Origin of the sequence: Pedobacter sp. Leaf41 (genome assembly GCF_001422545.1) — a bacterium.
Lineage (GTDB): Bacteria > Bacteroidota > Bacteroidia > Sphingobacteriales > Sphingobacteriaceae > Pedobacter.
This window is the reverse complement of record NZ_LMLE01000001.1, coordinates 157565-175237: the sequence shown is the minus strand read 5'-3', so window position 1 is coordinate 175237 and position 17673 is coordinate 157565. Positions and strand designations below refer to the sequence as shown.

The window sequence follows — 17673 nt, the reverse complement described above, 5'->3', positions numbered from 1 at the left end:
GGAAAATTTTAAATTGTTGTAAGTTTAAAATTCCGAAACAAGATCACTTCATGCCACAACCCGTAAAAATTCTTCAAGCTGCCGCAGGTTCAGGTAAAACGTTCAGTTTAACCGCACATTATCTTACTTTACTTTTTTCTGGCGACAATAAATACCGCGAAATTTTAGCTGTAACCTTCACCAACAAGGCTACTGAAGAAATGAAAACGCGTATTCTCGAGGTATTGCTGGGTTTTGCCAAAGGCGATGCATCAAGAAAGATCGAAGACTATCGTTTGCTAGTCCTGGCCTCTCATCCAGATTTGAACACAGAAAGCTTAAAGCTCAAAGCAGACGCCATCTATAGAAAAATCCTCCACGATTACAGTCGCTTTTCGGTAAGTACAATTGATGGTTTTGTACAAAAAGTAATTCGTGGTTTTGCTTTTGAATTAGGTTTGGAAAGTGGCTACAGTTTGGAAATGAATACCGAAAAGGTAAAAAAAGAACTAACTGCAAAACTGGAAAAATTGCTTGATGAGAAAGATAACTTATTGCATTGGGTAGTAGAATTGGCATTAGACAGGATAAGCAACAACAAATCATGGAATTATAATGCAGAGCTTTTGAATCTGGTAAGCGAAGTTTTTAAAGATAAGTTTTCATCTTTTGAAGTGGCGGTAAATAGTTTTGGCACTGAAAACACCGATATTGTTTTTAAAAAATACATCGATTTCTCTAAAAATCTGATTAAAAAATTTGAAACTGATTTAGTCGATCTGGCCGAAACAGCACTCGGAATTATTGAAGTAAGCGGTTTTTCTGCTGATGATTTTAAGGGCAAAAGTCGTTCACCGTTATTAAAGTTTCGAAGCATTATGACGGGCAACTTTGCTGATGTGGAGAAAGTGCTAAAGTTAACAGATGATGAAGAAAATTGGTTTCCGAAAGGAAAATCGAACGAACTTTACAGTGACATCAACCCGATTTTACATCAAATTGCAAAAATCTACGGTACAGGAATTGGCGACTATACTTTAGCTAAGGCGTTTATCAGAAACGGATATTTTTTACGCTTAATGCAAGAAATAGCGGTTCTACTTACTCAGTATCGCGAAGAAAATGAAACCCTTTTAATCAGTGATGCGCAAAAGTTGCTAAATGGAATAGCGCAGGATGCTGGCGAAAACCCATCCTTTATTTGGGAGAAAATGGGAAACCGGTACCGGAATTTTCTCTTCGACGAGTTTCAGGATACTTCCAGCAACCAATGGGACAGTTTTTTCCCGCTGGTTGATAATGCTGTTTCTACACACAACGGAAAACTCCATGACCATTTAATCGTGGGAGATGCCAAACAATCTATCTATCGCTGGCGAGATGGCGACTATAAATTGTTGCATCAAAAAGCCAAGTCAAATTTGCAAGACCATAACGTTTTCGAAGATAAACTTTTAGAAAATTACCGCAGTACCGAAGAAATTATCAACTTTAACAACCAGCTTTACCAAAAACTGGCGGTGCTCTTACAAGATAAAATCAATGGTGAAATTTCGCCTGAGGATGATTTGCTAAACGGTTTCTGGAACCACCCATCTAATCAATACAATCAAATCATCACTAATATTTATAAGGGCGTTGAGCAGAATACGCATCCTAAAACTACCAAAGGCGGCGTTATCAAAATCAAAAAAATTGAATTCGATAAACCAAAAGCCAACCCTGATGGAATTGTAGAAACCATTGTTACCGATGTGGAACCTGAAAACAAAAAGCAAGCGTCATTGACAGAAATGCTTAATGAAGTTAAAGTTTTATTGAACGAAAAAGGTTATCAGCAACGCGAAATAGGAATTTTGGTCCGTTCTAACGCAGAAGCAACAGAAGTGGTAAACGCACTGATGGAAGCTGGCCTGGACGTAATATCTGGCGAAGCCTTAAAAATTGCAAATAGTACCGCAATCAAACTCATCATTAACTTGCTGAAATTATTAGTTGTTAGTCCGGCAAATTCTGCTCTGTATAAAGCAAATTGTATTGCCTTATATGCCCAACTGCATGAAAAACCAATTAATGGTGATCATTATTTTGGATTGAAAGACACCTCGATGGAAAACCTGCAACATGTTTTGCCTGCAGATTTTTGTCTTAATTATAAAAGCTGGATGGCACTTCCCGTTTCGGAACTAATAGAGAAGATAATCGGGGCTTTCCAGTTAGACACCTATCAAAAAAACGGAATAAACCCCTTTTTACCTTATCTGTTAGCATTTAGGGATTTAACCAATAAGGCATCCCGGCAGGGCGAAAAAGGCATCTCCTCATTTTTAGATTGGTGGGAAGAAGAAGGGCACAACAAAAACCTACCCTCGCCCGAAACTGCAAATGCCATCCAGGTGATGACCATCCATAAATCGAAAGGCCTGGCTTTTAGAGCGGTATTTATTCCTTTCTGCGAGTGGCCATTAGGTGGAAAAGCCAACAACGCTTTTTGGGTGCCAATGGAGGGAACGCCATATGCCGATTTGCAGAGTGTTCCGCTTCAATTTACGAGTAGCTTAAAAGGTTCATCCGTAGCCAAATACTATCTGGAAGAACTTTTAATGAATTATATGGATGCCTTAAACAGCCTTTATGTGGCTACTACAAGGGCTAAAGATTACCTATACATTTCTTTTTCAGGCAAGAAGAAGCCTTCGCTAAGCCACATTGGCGATGCTGTTTTTAGTGCTTATGAAGAAGATTTCGAACATACCGATGAAATCGCAATTGGCAGCTTTTCAACCAAAGGTGATGGCATGGAGAGTTTAAGAGCATTGACTTTAACCGCCTATCCTACTACTGATCGGTTGGAAGATGTATATGAAGAAAGCGAGAGCCGGCCACAACAATGCATAGATAACATTACCAAATCTGGCAAGAAAGGGAGTAATCTGCACTTAATTTTAGCTGAAGTAAATAAAGCTGATGAAATTGTGGATATAGTGGAGAAATTGATTTTGGAGGGATTAATACTCGAAGAAGAGAAAGATGATTATATTAATCAGGCATCGTCGGTATTGGCCCATCCAGAGTTGAGCGCATTGCTAAGCCAGAACGCCAATCAAATCAATGAAAAATCAATAATTGGCATTGACGGTAAAACCTACCGGCCCGACAAGCTGGTGTTAAATGGAGAAAAAGTTTCCATTATCGACTATAAATTTACAGCTGAGGAAAGTCAAAGTCATATTGCTCAAATCACCAATTACAAAAACTTAATAGAGGCTATGGGCTACCAGGATGTTAAACCGTATTTGTTTTACGCCACCTTGGGCAAACTAAAAGCTGTTTAAAATATGAACCCCTTTTTAAAAGATGTTGCCAAAGATTTAGTAGCTAAGTTTGGTCAGAATTTACAAGATTGTGCCATTGTATTTAATAATAAGCGCCCAACCGCGTATTTACAAAAGCACCTTGCCGACATTTATCAGAAACCGTTTTGGAGTCCTTCATTTTACACGGTTTCTGAATTTTTTGCCGAAGCAACACCGCTAAAAATCGCCGACCATTATACCCAGTTTTTCGCCCTTTACGACTGCTACATTCAGCTTTTAAAGAATGAAGGCATTGAAAAACTTCCCTCTATTGCAAAATTTCATAACATTGCCCGAATTATTTTAGGCGATTTTAGTCAGATTGATAATGATTTGGTTGATGCTAACAGGCTGTTTACAGAACTGGAAGATATTGCGGTGATTAACCAGCAGTTCGATTTCTTAACGGCAGAGCAAAAAGCCTTTCTATCGCAGTTCTGGCAATCTTACTCCGAAGGAAAATTTAAAAAACAGCAAGAGCTATTTATCCGGATGTGGCATCGAATGCCACTATTGTACAATGAATTCCATCAACAGTTAAAAACCAAAGATTTTATTACCATGGCCCGCTTGTATAAAAACATCGGCGAGGGTACAAACGAAATCGATTTTACGGCTAAATACACTGGAAAAAAGCTAGTGTTTATTGGGTTCAATGCACTAAGCAAAGCCGAAGCCAAGGCATTTAAACGCTGGCAGGATGAGGATAAAGCAATCTTTTATTTCGATACGGATAGTTATTACATGGAAGATGAGATGCAGGAGTCGGGATTGTTTTTAAGACGAAACTTAAAGCAGATAGGCCTGATCAACCAATTATCAAATGAAACCGGCTTCATCAAAACATCACCAAGAGCGGTAAATGTGTTTAAAGTGCAAGGGCAAACGGCACAGGCAAAAATTGTGAATGAATTGCTGGCCAAGGAAAAAGAATTGATTTTAAATAATCAAGCCATAACTTCTACAGCGATTATTTTAGCAGATGAAAGTTTGCTAATTCCCTTAATGCAAACCATCCCATCAACTATTGAGGATAAAAAAGTAGATGTGAATATTACCATGGGTTTTGGCCTGGCGAATTCTTCATTATATGGCCTGGCCGATTTATGGTTAACGGTTCAATCTGAATTAAGCGCAAAAAAAACGATTAAATATCAAACTGCTGAAGCTTTTTTATCTCATCCGTTAACTGGAATAAGCGAAATCATGCGTCCGAAAATAATCGATGCATTAATTAAGGAGCAGCTTGCAGAAATTCCATACCAGCGCCTAACTCGACAAGGCGGTTTGTTAGCGAAGTTTTTTGAGCCTATACATTCTACAACTAACACAGTCACTATATTAAATGAGTTACTGGATTATGTTTTACATCGTGAGCTCGCAAGCAAAAGTTTGAAGAAGATTGATGCCGAATTGTTTGGAAAAACCATTCAGGAACTCAACCGTTTGCAGGATACTTTACAGCACCATATCGATAAGTACAACAAGGAAATAGAGCTTAGTTTTGTGCTTTCTCTGATCCAAAAATCGTTGGCAGAAATTACAGTTCCCTTGGAGGGAGATCCCCTGAGTGGAATTCAGATTATGGGCTTACTGGAAAGTAGAAACCTAAACTTCGATCGGGTGATTATATTGGGTTTAAATGAGGGGATTGTTCCGCAAGCTTCTACCTCGACAACCTTTATTCCTGATACCTTAAGACGTGTTTATGGTTTACCTGTACTTGAAAATCAAGACGCCATTTCAGCTTACATGTTTTATCGTTTAATTCAACGGGCTCAAAATCTCGATTTTGTTTACAACAGTTTAACTGATGAAAGTAACAGCGGCGAACCCTCCAGATTTATTAAGCAACTAGAGTATGAAAGCGGATTTAATTTCAATCACCAGGAACTTCAGCTTGCTGTTAAAACGGAGCTCAAACGTGAGGAGGTTGTTTTAAAATCGGAAAAGGTTCAGGAAGTTTTAAACAAATACCTTTCGGGACAAAAATACCTGTCAGCATCAGCCTTAACCACCTACATTTACAATCCAATTGATTTCTTTTATAAATACATTGCCGGAATTGAAGAGCCAAAAGAAGTGGAAGAGACAGTAGAAGCCTATAAAGTTGGTTTAATTCTGCATTATGCCATGGAGCAATTTTACGAACAGCTGCGCATCATCTCACCCGAAATTACGGCAGAAAGAATTAAAGAGAAGCGAAAAGATATTCCCGAACTAATTATTGAAGGCTTTGCCGATTCTTTATACGGCGATAAAAAAGAACCAAAAGAGATCCGCCTGACCCATGTAAAACGATTAGCCAAAACCATTAAATTAAATGGGATGGAAAAAATTGTGTTCGCTATTGTAAACGAGTATATCAATATTATTTTAAAACAGGATACTGAAGATGCACCATTTACTTTAATTGGCTTAGAGCAAAAAGGCAACGTCGAATTTGGCTTTGAAGCGAATGGCAAAAACCATCAAATAAAGCTTTACGGCATTATCGATCGTGTTGATTTGAAAAATGGTGGCTATAGAATTGTGGATTATAAAACGGGAGGTGATAAACTCAAGTATTCTTCCATAGAAGAATGTTTCGATACGGATTGTGGCAACATTAACAAAGCGCTTATTCAAACGCTCTTTTATACTCATGTTTATGAGCAAATATCGAAGAATGAAAATGTGGAACCGAATCTTTACGTAGTAAAAAGTATGAGTAAAGATGGGATCCATTTTACTGGCAAAGGCGGCCTGTTACGAAACGAGTTTCTCGCATCAGAGAAACAAGCCTTTTTAAATGCATTGAGGACGAAGCTGAAAGAATTATTCGATTATAGCATTCCTTTCAGGGCAAGTCAGAATTCAGGGAATTATGTTTATTCTATTTATACAACACTTTTTGGGAGGTAAATGCAGCTAAAGCCAATTTCTTCTATAATCCGTTGGTTGAAACCAACGGCAAGGAAACTATATATGAATGAAATTTGTTCACTACACAAAACCGTTGGTTGAAACCAACGGCAATGAATATCGGTAATAAGGTAGAAACTTCCCTTACACTAGTTAAAACCAACGGCAATGAATATTGACAATCGAGGTAAAAAATTTATCCTGCGCAGTTCAATTTTTTGCAACTAGGCTTTAGTCGCTGGAATGAAATATGATTTTCAAACAAAACCGTTGGTTGAAAACAACGGCAATAGTCTTAAAATCAATGGCTTTAATGAAATCGCTAACTGCACCATCCATTTATTTGACGTTGGTTTCAACCAACGGATAGAAAAAAAATCAGTACATTGGCCTTAGCCAAACTTTAAGATATGTCGTATGTAAAAATTTGGGTTCACCTGGTGTTCTCAACTAAAAACCGACATCCCTATTTAACTCAAAACATCCGCTACAAACTTCAGAATCATATCATAGAGAATTGTAAAGAAAAATCAATTTTCCTAAAAGCTGTAAATGGCTATACAGAAGATTTGCATTGTTTGATATCAATAGGAAAAGAACAAACCATAGCTAAAATTGCACAGCTAATAAAGGGCGAATCTGCCCATTGGATAAATAAAAATAAATTAACCGACGAACCCTTTATTTGGCAAGATGATTATTTCGCGGTCTCTGTTAGCGAATCCAATTTAGAGATTGTTAGTAATTACATTAAAAATCAAGAAAAACATCATAGCAAAAAATCTTTTGAAGAAGAAGTGAAAGAGTTCGCCGATAAATATAAATTTGAATTAAGAAAATAATAATATGCTTACCCTCAACTTCACCAAATTTCCAATACTCGAAACCAAACGATTAATTCTTCGTGAACATTCGTTATCAGATGCCGAAACCTTATTCGCCATGCGGACCAATGAAAGGGTAATGAAATACATCGACCGAGAAAGACCTCAAGATTTATTAGACATTCAAACATTCATCACCACATTAAATCAAGGTTTCGAAAATGCTGATAATTTGGCTTGGGTAATTGCAGAAAAAGAAAATCCTGATGAAATGATTGGCTCCATTGGATATTGGAGAACTGATTTTGCCAACCACAGGGCAGAAATCGGTTATATGCTACACCCCAACTACTGGAGAAAAGGAATAATATCCGAAGCGCTAAAAAGAACAATTGATTTTGGCTTTGAAGACATCAATCTGCACACCATTAAAGCAAATATCAATGTAGAAAACGATGCTTCCAGGCAAATGCTTATCAAGCATGGTTTCGTTAAAGAGGCTCACTTTAAACAAGATTTTTATTTCAGAGGCCAGTTTTTAGATAGCGAGATTTACGGATTGTTAAATCCGAATCACTAAATCAGATTTTAATATTTTTATATTTGACTATGTACCGTTTAGACAGAACAGCATTCAAGGCTCAAAGTGCGAAGGAAGCAAGTAAAACTGATAGAATTTATTATAAAAATCTATCGTGGCAAGAACGTTTAAAAACTGCCAACTATTTGAATAGTGTTGCTTATAATTATCCTGAAAATTGCCCTCCTAAGATGGATAAATCAATATTTTCAGTTCGAACCAGAAAGTAATGGGCAATATTTGCAACATGAAGAAGAGTACTTAATTATACGAACGATAAATTACGAAGATTTGTTAACCGCAAAAAAGACTTCTGCCAGAGCAAAAGATATTAATGATTTAGAAAATTTATAATTGTTAATTTTGATAAAAGTATTTCGAGAAAAACCAAAATCCTGATACAAACGCAAGCTTAGTGGAAGCATTACAAAATATTATTTTAGCTAATGTAAAACAGACGTACAAGCTCGATCCAAAAAGCCTTAAAAATCACCATTATCAACCATAATTATTACAAAATAGAGGTTTAATTCCCTTTGGTTTGGTAACGATTAATAATTATATTTGCCACCGTTATTAAAATTTACAATGAGAGAAATCCAATTTAGAGAAGCACTACGTGAAGCCATGCAAGAAGAAATGCGCAAAGATGACCGCGTTTTTTTATTAGGTGAAGAAGTAGCAGAATATAACGGAGCGTACAAAGTAAGTCAGGGAATGCTTGATGAATTTGGTGCAAAACGTATTATCGATACCCCGATTGCCGAACTAGGTTTCGCAGGTATTGCAACAGGTGCTGCAACAGCAGGCCTTATTCCAATTGTGGAGTTCATGACTTTCAACTTCTCATTAGTAGCTATCGATCAAATTATCAACGGTGCTGCTAAAATTTTATCAATGAGTGGTGGTCAGTTCTCATGCCCAATGGTTTTCCGCGGCCCAACAGGTAACGCAGGTCAATTAGGGGCACAACACTCTCAAAACTTCGAAAACTGGTTTGCCAATACTCCAGGTTTAAAAGTTGTTGTTCCTTCAACTCCTTATGATGCAAAAGGATTATTAAAACAAGCTATTATTGATCCAGATCCAGTTATTTTCATGGAATCGGAAGTAATGTATGGTGATAAAGGTGACGTTCCTGCAGAAGAATATTATATCGAATTCGGTAAAGCAAATGTAACTAAACAAGGTACAGATGTAACTATAGTAACTTTCGGTAAAATGTTAACCCGTGTAGTTAATCCAGCAGTAGAGGAATTAACCAAAGAGGGCATCAATGTAGAAGTAATTGATTTACGTACTGTTCGCCCAATCGATTACGACACGATTATCGAATCTGTTAAGAAAACCAACCGTTTAGTTGTAGTAGAAGAAGCTTGGCCATTGGCATCACTTTCAGGTGAGATTGCTTTTATGGTTCAGAAAAAAGCTTTCGATTATTTAGATGCGCCAGTTTTACGTATTACTTGTGCTGATGTTCCACTTCCATATTCGCCAACTTTAATTGCTGCCAGCTTACCAAATGCAGATAGAGTTGTTAAAGCGGTTAAAGAAGTAATGTACGCTACAAAATAATTTAAAAATGTCAGTCTGGGCGTAGTCGAAGACTAAAAATATAAAATCCTCCGAATTTTTTGGGGGATTTTTTTTTTGCAATCGATTTTAGCTTGATGCTTATCTCCCTACCCTCAATAATATTGGGAAATGCACATCTTTGGTGGCATCGTCTCCCCAAGCCTCTTTCAGTTCGGTAAACATATATTCTAAAGGATTTCTATCGTTTGCCTTCTTGTAATGTTGAAGAGATGACCAGGTATTCAAATATCCAATCATCTGATTGAAAGTCCATTTGGTTTTAATTTGAAAATGCGGTGCAATAATTTCTTCAAAAGGAAATGGAATGGTTTTATAACCTTCTTCAATATACCTCCGTTCGCTATCCCAATATTTACCTAAAATATCTTCGTAAAGCTTATGGATGGCTTTATCAACTTTTTTATCGATGAACATAATCCCATAACCAATTACGGCCAGTAAGCCATTGGGCTTAAGTGTTCTTTTTACCTCAGAATAAAATGCTTCAAAATTAAACCAATGGATTGCCTGTGCTACCGTTACAAGATCAAAACTTTGATCGGGAACATTTATTTTCTCAGCTGGTGCTACATCGTAAACAATATTTGGCATTTTAAGCGCTTGATTAAGCTGCTGCTCACTAATATCCGTCGCATAAACTGACTTAAAATGTTGCGCTAAAACCCTAGCAACCTGTCCATTTCCTGTTGCGCAATCCCATGCGGCATCTTTGTTGTTCACCAAATTGAAAAGGTAATCATATAGCTCCTGAGGATACGTTGGTCGATAGATGGCATACTCAGCAGACTGGGTAGAAAAATTATCTTTCATGCTTAATTTAATAAGTGGGTGCTTGAATTGGTGACTTAATTTTTTGAATACTTTCTTGCAAATGAATTATTCTAAAACTATCTTACAAATTAAACAAAACTTACCAATTAGTGTTTAACTCGTTTGTTTAAAAAACAATCATTCTTTCAATGTAAGCATATGAATAAATCCACAAATGATTTTCCTTCAGAAGAGATGAATGACGTTAAATACAGGTTAAAATCTATCTTCGGTGGCTCTGTGGGCAATTTAGTAGAGTGGTACGATTGGTATACTTATTCTGCTTTTGCGTTATATTTTTCTCCCGTTTTTTTCCCTAACAGCAATCCTACTGCTCAACTCCTAAATACAGCTGGAATTTTTGCAGTAGGCTTTTTAATGCGACCAATCGGTGGGTGGTTATTTGGAAGTATTGCCGATAAAAAAGGCCGAAAAACCGCTATGGCTCTGTCGGTTTTCATCATGGCAATTGGCTCCTTAATTATTGGTTTAACGCCAGGCTATAAGCAAATTGGCATTTTAGCACCATTGCTGTTGGTTTTTGCAAGACTTATTCAAGGTTTAAGTACGGGCGGAGAATACGGAACCTCTGCTACATATCTTAGTGAAATGGCTTCCAAAAAACATCGTGGTTTTTATTCAAGCTTTCAATATGTAACCCTTATTGGCGGTCAGTTACTGGCTTTGGGCATTCAACTCGTTTTACAAAACTGGTTACTTACTCCACAACAACTCCATGATTGGGGCTGGCGAATACCATTTTTTATTGGTGCTATACTTTCCTTCATTGCGCTTTATTTAAGACGACATATTGCCGAAACTTCCGCTTTTAAAAGCAAAGATAGAGAAGCAAAAAAAGGTGGAATTGCTGTGCTGATGAAATATCCGAAAGAAGTTTTTACGGTTGTTGGTTTAACACTGGGTGGAACAATTGCCTTTTATACTTTCAGTACATACATGCAAAAATTCTTAGTTAATACTGTTCATTTAAGCAAAGAAACTTCCACAACGCTATCATTTATTTCGCTTTTAGTGTTTGCTATATTGCAACCATTGTTTGGCTTATTATCTGATAAAATTGGTAGGAAACCATTATTAATTGGTTTTGGCGTTTTAGGTTCTGTTTGTACTGTTCCTATTTTAACTGGTTTAGCCACCGAAACCAACACAACCATTATCTTTTTATTAATGATTGCTGCTTTGATCATTGTGAGTGGATATACCAGTATAAATGCGGTGGTAAAGGCTGAACTATTTCCGGCAGAGATTAGAGCTTTAGGCGTGGGACTGCCATATGCTTTAACCGTAGCCATCTTTGGCGGTACAGCTGAGTATTTTGCACTTTGGTTTAAAAATATCGGACACGAAAATTACTTCTATTGGTATGTTACAGGTTGCATTTTAATTTCATTGATTTTGTATACAACCATGAAAGACCCCAAGCATCATTCAAAAATAGAGGAGTAAGCTAATGGCAGAATTTCGCGATTAAGAAAGAGATATTTTTTCGCCCGTAGTCTTCTGATAGTGCGTTAATTATACTGCAGAGATAAAATATGCAGGTTAGTACACTTTCGGCTAAATGCCAACCAGTTGTTAGTAAGAATCCGTTTCCAAAATAATCAAATTTTATATATTTACAATTATGCAGAATCAAGCCCCTTTAGCCGAAAGAATGCGCCCTCAAAACCTCGATGAATATGTAGGGCAAAAACATTTGGTGGGTACAGGTGCAGTTTTGCGCAAAGCGATTGAAAGCAGTCAATTGCCATCCATGATTTTTTGGGGACCTCCCGGAGTCGGCAAAACCACTTTAGCTTATATCATTTCTCAAGCTTTAGATCGACCTTTTTTTAACCTCAGTGCTATTAATAGCGGCGTTAAAGATATACGAGAAGTGATTGATAAAGCTGCAGCATTAAAAGACAGTTTTTTAGGTTTGCCTATTTTATTCATCGACGAGATTCATCGGTTTAGCAAATCGCAGCAAGATAGTCTGTTGGGCGCTGTAGAACGCGGTTTGGTAACGCTAATCGGCGCCACCACAGAAAACCCTTCATTTGAAGTGATTTCCGCTTTGCTTTCCCGTTGCCAGGTCTATATTTTAAAATCCTTAACTGAAGAAGAGCTTGCTGGTTTATTGCAAACGGCCATTAAAAAAGATAGCATTCTTAGTGAAAAGAAAATTGCTATTAAAGAGCATGAAGCCTTAATTCGCTTAAGTGGCGGCGACGCCAGAAAGCTTTTAAACGTTTTGGAAATCGCCATTAACGGTATCGGCGGCGATAAAATAACCTTAACAAATGAAAATGTTTTGGCGCATGCACAGCAGAATTTAGCTTTGTATGATAAAGCAGGTGAACAACACTATGATATCATTTCAGCATTTATCAAATCTATCCGTGGTAGCGATCCAAATGCCGCTGTTTATTGGCTGGCCAGAATGATTGAAGGTGGTGAAGATCCACTCTTTATTGCCAGAAGATTATTAATTCTTTCTTCAGAAGATATTGGAAACGCCAATCCAAATGCCCTGCTTCTGGCCAATAATTGCTTTACCGCTGTAAACGTGATCGGCTATCCTGAAGCCAGAATTATCTTATCACAATGCGTAACCTATTTGGCCAGTTCGGCTAAAAGCAATGCAGCTTATGAAGCCATTAACCATGCACAAGCACTCGTAAAGCAAACCGGAAACCTGCCTGTTCCGCTACACATTCGCAATGCACCAACCAAGTTGATGAAGAACATTGGTTATGGAAAAGACTATAAATATTCGCATGGTTATGAGGGGAATTTTGAGCCACAGGAATATTTTCCGGATGAATTAAGCGGAACAAGACTTTACGACCCAGGGAAAAACCCGGCAGAAGAAAAGCTTCGGGAAAAGCTGAAACAAAACTGGAAAGACAAATACAATTATTAGTGTAACATTTGAAGGGAAACGTTAACTAATAGATAGAAACTAATACTAAACTTATATATGCTGAGTACTTTTTTGAGCCATCAAAGGAAATCCTTTTGGCGATCCAGAAATCGTGGCGGTAGTATCGCCACTCAAATTTTACTGGGATTTTTCATGCTCTATTTCCTGGCTGTTGCCGTTGGAATTGGTTTTGGAATGAATATCTTCCTACCTAAAGTTTTTAAAGGTGTAGATATCCTGACCAGTTTTAATGGAATAATTCTGTATTATTTCGCTTTTGACTTCGTTATGCGTTTGCAGCTACAAGAACTCCCTACCTTAAGCATTATTCCTTATTTGCATTTAAAAGTCCCGAAGTATAAAATCATTGGTTTTTTGAATATTAAAGCACTTTTTTCAGCTTTTAATCTCTGGCCGATTTTTCTATTTTTCCCTTTTATCTTTACAGAAATAATTGATGAATATGGCGCTTTTGCTGCCGTAATGTATGTAGTAGCCATACTTTCAATTACCGTTTTCAATAACTATTTGATTCTCTATATCAAAAGAAAATCAATTACCAATGTGCTTTACACTTTGGGCGGCTTTATATTGATTGCTATTTTTGGTGCTTTAGAGTATTTCAAAATCATTTCATTAATTAGTGTTTCCGATACAGTTTTCAGGGCCATTGGCGAACGCCCGTACCTGAGTTTCGCATTCACCATACTCGCTTTCGCGGTTTTTAAAATTAATTCTGACTTCTTATTAAAGAACTTATACGCTGAAGAATTAGGCGCCAAGCAAGAGAAAAAAGTGAGTACTGACTATGCCTTCTTAAATCGTTTCGGCAAAGTAGGAGAGTTAGCGGCTTTGGAATTAAAACTTATTTTGCGCCACAAACGCTCCCGTTCATCAGTGATCCTTGGCTTATTTTTTCTGCTCTATGGATTCTTTTTCTATAGACAAAAACTAATCGACACCGATTCGTTTGGTAAGATGATGTTTGCAGGGATTTTTATGACAGGCGTATCCATCATTATTTACGGGCAATTTATGTTTGCCTGGCAAAGTTCACATTTTGATGGATTGTTAAGCAACAAAATAAATTTTAAAAATTTTATAAAGGCAAAGTTTTTGCTATTTACTATCGGCTCCACTATCATTAGTCTACTTTCTACATTTTATGGCTTTATGAGCTGGAAACTGGTAGTGATGCATTTAGTTTGTTATCTGTATAATATCGGTTTTGGTACCGTCATAGTACTTTACCTGGCCACATTCAATTATAAACGAATAGATATTACCAAAGCTGCAAGCTTTAATTATCAGGGTACAGGAGCCACACAGTGGTTACTTATGTTTCCATACGCCCTAACACCCATGTTGATGTATTTACCTTTTAGCTTATTGGACCTTCCCTATTGGGGATTATTTACCATAGGCGCCTTTGGAGTATTGATGCTTTTGATGAGAGGTTTCTGGGTAAACCTGATTACTGCAAAATTTGAAAAACAACGTTATAAAATAGCCGAAGGCTTTAGAGAATAATTATGATACTAGAGGTAAAAAAATTAAAGAAAGTTTATGGCGATAAAACAGTTGTAAACATTGATCATGTACAAATTAGAGCTGGCGAAACCATTGGTTTAGTCGGCAATAACGGCGCTGGTAAAACGACATTCTTCCGAATGATTTTAGATTTAATTCGCCCAACTGAAGGTGAAGTTTTATCGAAAGATAAAAACGTGGCGGACGGTGATGATTGGAAAAATTATACCGCATCATTTTTAGATGAAGGTTTTTTAATAGACTATTTAACCCCTGAAGAATATTTCACCTTTATAGGAAGCTTAAATAACTTAAGCGTAGCAGATGTTGGTGCCTACTTAACCCAGTATGCAGATTTTTTCAATGGAGAAATTTTGAATAGTGGAAAGTACATCCGCGATTTCAGTAAAGGAAATCAAAATAAGGTAGGTATAGCAGCTGCATTGATGCAGAAACCTGAATTATTGATATTGGATGAACCTTTCGCTAACCTCGATCCAACTACTCAGATCAGGTTGAAACAGCTTTTGAAAACTTACCCTGGCAACATGACTACTTTTATTTCTAGTCATGATTTAAACCATGTTACAGATGTGTGTAGTCGGATCATTTTGGTAGAAAAAGGTAAAGTGATAAAAGATTTTAAAACGGATGAAAACACCTTAAAAGAATTAGAGAGTTACTTCTCCGCTTAGATTTTGTACTAAGAATGATACAGATAAGAAGGGCTATGATTTAACATAGCTCTTTTTTTATACATGATAATATTTTAACAGGTGCTAAAACATTAAAATTCAATTAAAATAGGATTGGGTAATTTTTGGCATCGTGTTTGAATACGAGTTGTAGAATTATAAATCTAGATTATTATGAGTATTTCAAAAGTAAAAATAGCAACATTAAGTATAGGGTTAGCAGTGGGTTCGATGGCATTCCAAAGTTGTGATAGTTTAACTAAAACACAAAAAGGTGCTGGTATAGGTGCTGCTGCAGGTGGAGTAGTAGGTGCGTTAATTGGTAAAAAAGCTGGTAATACAGCTGTTGGTGCATTAATCGGTGGTGCTATTGGTGGTACAGCTGGGGCTTTTATTGGCCGCAGGATGGACAGACAGGCTGCTGAAATTCAAAAAGCAATTCCAAACGCTGAAGTAATCCGCGAAGGTGAAGGTATCATTGTAAAATTTGACAGCGGTATTCTATTTGATTTTGATAAAACAGCTTTGAAGGATGCAGCTAAAACCAATGTTCAAAGCTTAGCAGCTTCTTTAAATCAATATCCTGATACTGATATTAAAGTAATTGGGCATACTGATAGCCGTGGTACAGAACAATATAACATGGGATTATCAGAAAGAAGAGCAGCAGCGGTTAAAGCTTATGCAGTTTCTCAGGGTGTTCCTGCTTCGAGATTAGTAACCATTGGTAAAGGCTTTGCCGAACCAATTGCAGATAATGAAACTGATGCTGGTCGTGCAGCTAACCGTCGTGTTGAAATTGTAATCGTTGCAAATGATGCATTGAAAAACACAGCAAAATCTCAAGGATAATCTTTGCATATTCCCTCTACCTATGAGGTCATTATATATCCAACCCCGATGTTAAAACATCGGGGTTTTTTGTTATCATTTTTTATGAATATATATCATCAAAATAACCAATCACCAATGATTTCATGAGCATTTCTTGCTCTAACATTGTATAAGGTGGAACGGCTTTTATCAACTTCCAATGCGGCCAACCGTCTTGGTCAACGCCTTCCAATTCATAAAAATCCATCTCACTTAAAAGGCGGCAAGTAGCAATATGCATCAACTCTTCTTTTTGACGCTTGCTGTATTTCTTTGGTCCTTTTCCTAACTCCTGCACGCCTATTAAGAAAAGCATTACTTTTAAATCAGGAAAATCTGAATCAAATTCCTTTGCAATCCGCTCTTGTAAAACTTTCCATTTGGCATTAATCTCCGATGGTTTCATAGCTGCAAAGATAGATTTAAAAGAATCAAGCTGAAAGTGAAACTTTGATGATGAAAAGTAAAACTTTAATTCTAACTGCTACAAATACCGCATAAAAACTTATTTTAATTACATTTATAACCTATGAAAACAGATTCTAATAAAATAATTTCTGCAGGTTTATTGGCATACGGCATGTCGGGCAAGGTATTTCATGCGCCATTTTTAAATGCTCACCACGGATTTAATTTAAAAGCGATTGTAGAGCGAAGCAAAAAAAATGCAATAAACGATTATCCAAATATTGTAAGTTACAACAGTGTTGACGAGTTATTGAACGATGACGAGATTGAATTGGTTGTTGTAAATACACCAAATAACCTTCATTATGAACATGCTAAAGCAGCACTTCTTAAAGAAAAGCACATTTTAGTGGAAAAGCCATTTACAGCTACATCTGCACAAGCTAAAGAGTTATTTCAATTGGCAGATGAGGTTGGTAAACAAATTATCTTCTATCAAAACCGCCGATGGGATAGCGATTTCACCTCGGTAAAAAAAGTGTTAGCAAGTGGTAAGCTTGGCAAATTAAACGAAATGCATCTTCGTTACGATCGCTATAGAAATGTGATTGGGCCAAAAGCCTTTAAAGAACAGGCGGTAGAAGCAAGCGGCTTAATTTACGACCTTGGTCCACATCTTTTAGATCAGGTGATTAGCTTATTTGGAAAGCCGATTAGCTACCATAAAATGTTAGGTAAAAATAGAGTGGGCACAGCAGTTGATGATTATTTCAGCATTCAACTTAGCTATCCTAACAGTGTTTTTGTATTTGTTACTTCGAGCATGTTGGTTGTAGATCCGCAGGCGGCTTTCGTTCTACATGGCGTAAATGGTAGCTTTATAAAACAACGAGCCGACATCCAGGAAGAGCAGCTTTTGGCTGGAATGAAACTCACCGATAAAGGTTACGGCATCGAATTAGCTGGAAAAGAAGGATTATTAACTACAATTGACGCTGATGGAAACAAAACAGAAGAAACTATTCCTTCGGAATTAGGAAGTTATTTACCTCTTTTTGAAGCCGCATATCTTGCCTTAACAAACCAAAAACCTTATCCTGTTACTAGAGAGGATGTATTAATTCAGCTAGAAATTTTGGAAAGTTAGTATAATAATCACCACCCGAATATTCACTCAATTATCGTTGATTAA

At 37.0% G+C, this 17673-nt stretch carries 13 protein-coding genes; 11 read left to right on the top strand and 2 right to left on the bottom strand.

Going from position 1 to position 17673, the window contains the following annotated elements:
* Positions 1–50 precede the first annotated feature (50 nt).
* The 5 genes from ASE92_RS00730 to ASE92_RS00705 all read left to right on the top strand — a co-directional run bounded on the left by ASE92_RS00730 (position 51) and on the right by ASE92_RS00705 (position 9218).
* Positions 51–3314: an exodeoxyribonuclease V subunit beta gene (locus ASE92_RS00730; RefSeq protein WP_056848208.1), complete on the top strand. Its 3264-nt coding sequence runs from the start codon at positions 51–53 to the stop codon at positions 3312–3314.
* Positions 3315–3317: 3 nt separating this feature from the next.
* A complete protein-coding gene (locus ASE92_RS00725) occupies positions 3318–6239 on the top strand; it encodes a PD-(D/E)XK nuclease family protein (RefSeq protein ID WP_056848207.1) in 2922 nt (973 codons plus the stop codon).
* Between the two features lie 410 nt (positions 6240–6649).
* Entirely contained in the window at positions 6650–7081 is a 432-nt protein-coding gene (tnpA, locus tag ASE92_RS00720; RefSeq protein ID WP_056848206.1) for an IS200/IS605 family transposase, read from the top strand.
* 4 nt (positions 7082–7085) lie between these two features.
* On the top strand, positions 7086–7643 hold the full coding sequence (locus ASE92_RS00715; protein WP_056848205.1) for a GNAT family N-acetyltransferase: 558 nt from the start codon (positions 7086–7088) through the stop codon (positions 7641–7643).
* 588 nt (positions 7644–8231) lie between these two features.
* On the top strand, positions 8232–9218 hold the full coding sequence (locus ASE92_RS00705; RefSeq protein WP_056848203.1) for a pyruvate dehydrogenase complex E1 component subunit beta: 987 nt from the start codon (positions 8232–8234) through the stop codon (positions 9216–9218).
* Between the two features lie 99 nt (positions 9219–9317).
* Here ASE92_RS00705 and ASE92_RS00700 read toward each other — a convergent pair whose 3' ends face one another.
* A complete protein-coding gene (locus tag ASE92_RS00700; RefSeq protein WP_056848202.1) occupies positions 9318–10049 on the bottom strand; it encodes a class I SAM-dependent methyltransferase in 732 nt (243 codons plus the stop codon).
* A 159-nt stretch (positions 10050–10208) separates the two neighbouring features.
* On the opposite strand from ASE92_RS00700, the gene ASE92_RS00695 reads away from it, so the two are divergent.
* The 5 genes from ASE92_RS00695 to ASE92_RS00675 all read left to right on the top strand — a co-directional run bounded on the left by ASE92_RS00695 (position 10209) and on the right by ASE92_RS00675 (position 16052).
* The gene (locus tag ASE92_RS00695; RefSeq protein WP_200926305.1) at positions 10209–11516 is read left to right on the top strand and encodes an MFS transporter; all 1308 of its coding nucleotides are present in this window, start codon (positions 10209–10211) and stop codon (positions 11514–11516) included.
* A gap of 178 nt (positions 11517–11694) precedes the next feature.
* Positions 11695–12975, top strand: coding sequence for a replication-associated recombination protein A (locus ASE92_RS00690; protein WP_056848201.1), 1281 nt, complete (start codon positions 11695–11697; stop codon positions 12973–12975).
* Positions 12976–13032: 57 nt separating this feature from the next.
* A complete protein-coding gene (locus ASE92_RS00685; protein WP_056848200.1) occupies positions 13033–14505 on the top strand; it encodes a DUF5687 family protein in 1473 nt (490 codons plus the stop codon).
* Between the two features lie 2 nt (positions 14506–14507).
* Entirely contained in the window at positions 14508–15200 is a 693-nt protein-coding gene (locus ASE92_RS00680) for an ABC transporter ATP-binding protein (RefSeq protein ID WP_056848199.1), read from the top strand.
* Positions 15201–15374: 174 nt separating this feature from the next.
* The gene (locus tag ASE92_RS00675) at positions 15375–16052 is read left to right on the top strand and encodes an OmpA family protein (protein ID WP_200926304.1); all 678 of its coding nucleotides are present in this window, start codon (positions 15375–15377) and stop codon (positions 16050–16052) included.
* Between the two features lie 82 nt (positions 16053–16134).
* Here the strand turns inward: ASE92_RS00675 and ASE92_RS00670 are convergent, their stop codons facing one another.
* Complete coding sequence (locus ASE92_RS00670) at positions 16135–16479, bottom strand: hypothetical protein (protein ID WP_056848197.1); 345 nt, start codon at positions 16477–16479, stop codon at positions 16135–16137.
* A 123-nt stretch (positions 16480–16602) separates the two neighbouring features.
* Here ASE92_RS00670 and ASE92_RS00665 point away from each other — a divergent pair, with 123 nt between their 5' ends.
* Positions 16603–17628 (top strand): Gfo/Idh/MocA family oxidoreductase, encoded by a 1026-nt coding sequence (locus ASE92_RS00665; RefSeq protein ID WP_056848196.1) that lies wholly within the window; start codon positions 16603–16605, stop codon positions 17626–17628.
* Positions 17629–17673: the final 45 nt, after the last annotated feature.

Coding starts and splice junctions, on each gene's coding strand:
- ASE92_RS00705 (WP_056848203.1), top strand. CDS start 8,232: ATGAGAGAAATCCAATTTAGAGAAGCACTACGTGAAGCCATGCAAGAA.
- ASE92_RS00665 (WP_056848196.1), top strand. CDS start 16,603: ATGAAAACAGATTCTAATAAAATAATTTCTGCAGGTTTATTGGCATAC.
- ASE92_RS00695 (WP_200926305.1), top strand. CDS start 10,209: ATGAATAAATCCACAAATGATTTTCCTTCAGAAGAGATGAATGACGTT.
- ASE92_RS00670 (WP_056848197.1), bottom strand. CDS start 16,479: ATGAAACCATCGGAGATTAATGCCAAATGGAAAGTTTTACAAGAGCGG.
- ASE92_RS00730 (WP_056848208.1), top strand. CDS start 51: ATGCCACAACCCGTAAAAATTCTTCAAGCTGCCGCAGGTTCAGGTAAA.
- ASE92_RS00690 (WP_056848201.1), top strand. CDS start 11,695: ATGCAGAATCAAGCCCCTTTAGCCGAAAGAATGCGCCCTCAAAACCTC.
- ASE92_RS00680 (WP_056848199.1), top strand. CDS start 14,508: ATGATACTAGAGGTAAAAAAATTAAAGAAAGTTTATGGCGATAAAACA.
- ASE92_RS00715 (WP_056848205.1), top strand. CDS start 7,086: ATGCTTACCCTCAACTTCACCAAATTTCCAATACTCGAAACCAAACGA.
- tnpA (WP_056848206.1), top strand. CDS start 6,650: ATGTCGTATGTAAAAATTTGGGTTCACCTGGTGTTCTCAACTAAAAAC.
- ASE92_RS00725 (WP_056848207.1), top strand. CDS start 3,318: ATGAACCCCTTTTTAAAAGATGTTGCCAAAGATTTAGTAGCTAAGTTT.
- ASE92_RS00675 (WP_200926304.1), top strand. CDS start 15,375: ATGAGTATTTCAAAAGTAAAAATAGCAACATTAAGTATAGGGTTAGCA.
- ASE92_RS00685 (WP_056848200.1), top strand. CDS start 13,033: ATGCTGAGTACTTTTTTGAGCCATCAAAGGAAATCCTTTTGGCGATCC.
- ASE92_RS00700 (WP_056848202.1), bottom strand. CDS start 10,049: ATGAAAGATAATTTTTCTACCCAGTCTGCTGAGTATGCCATCTATCGA.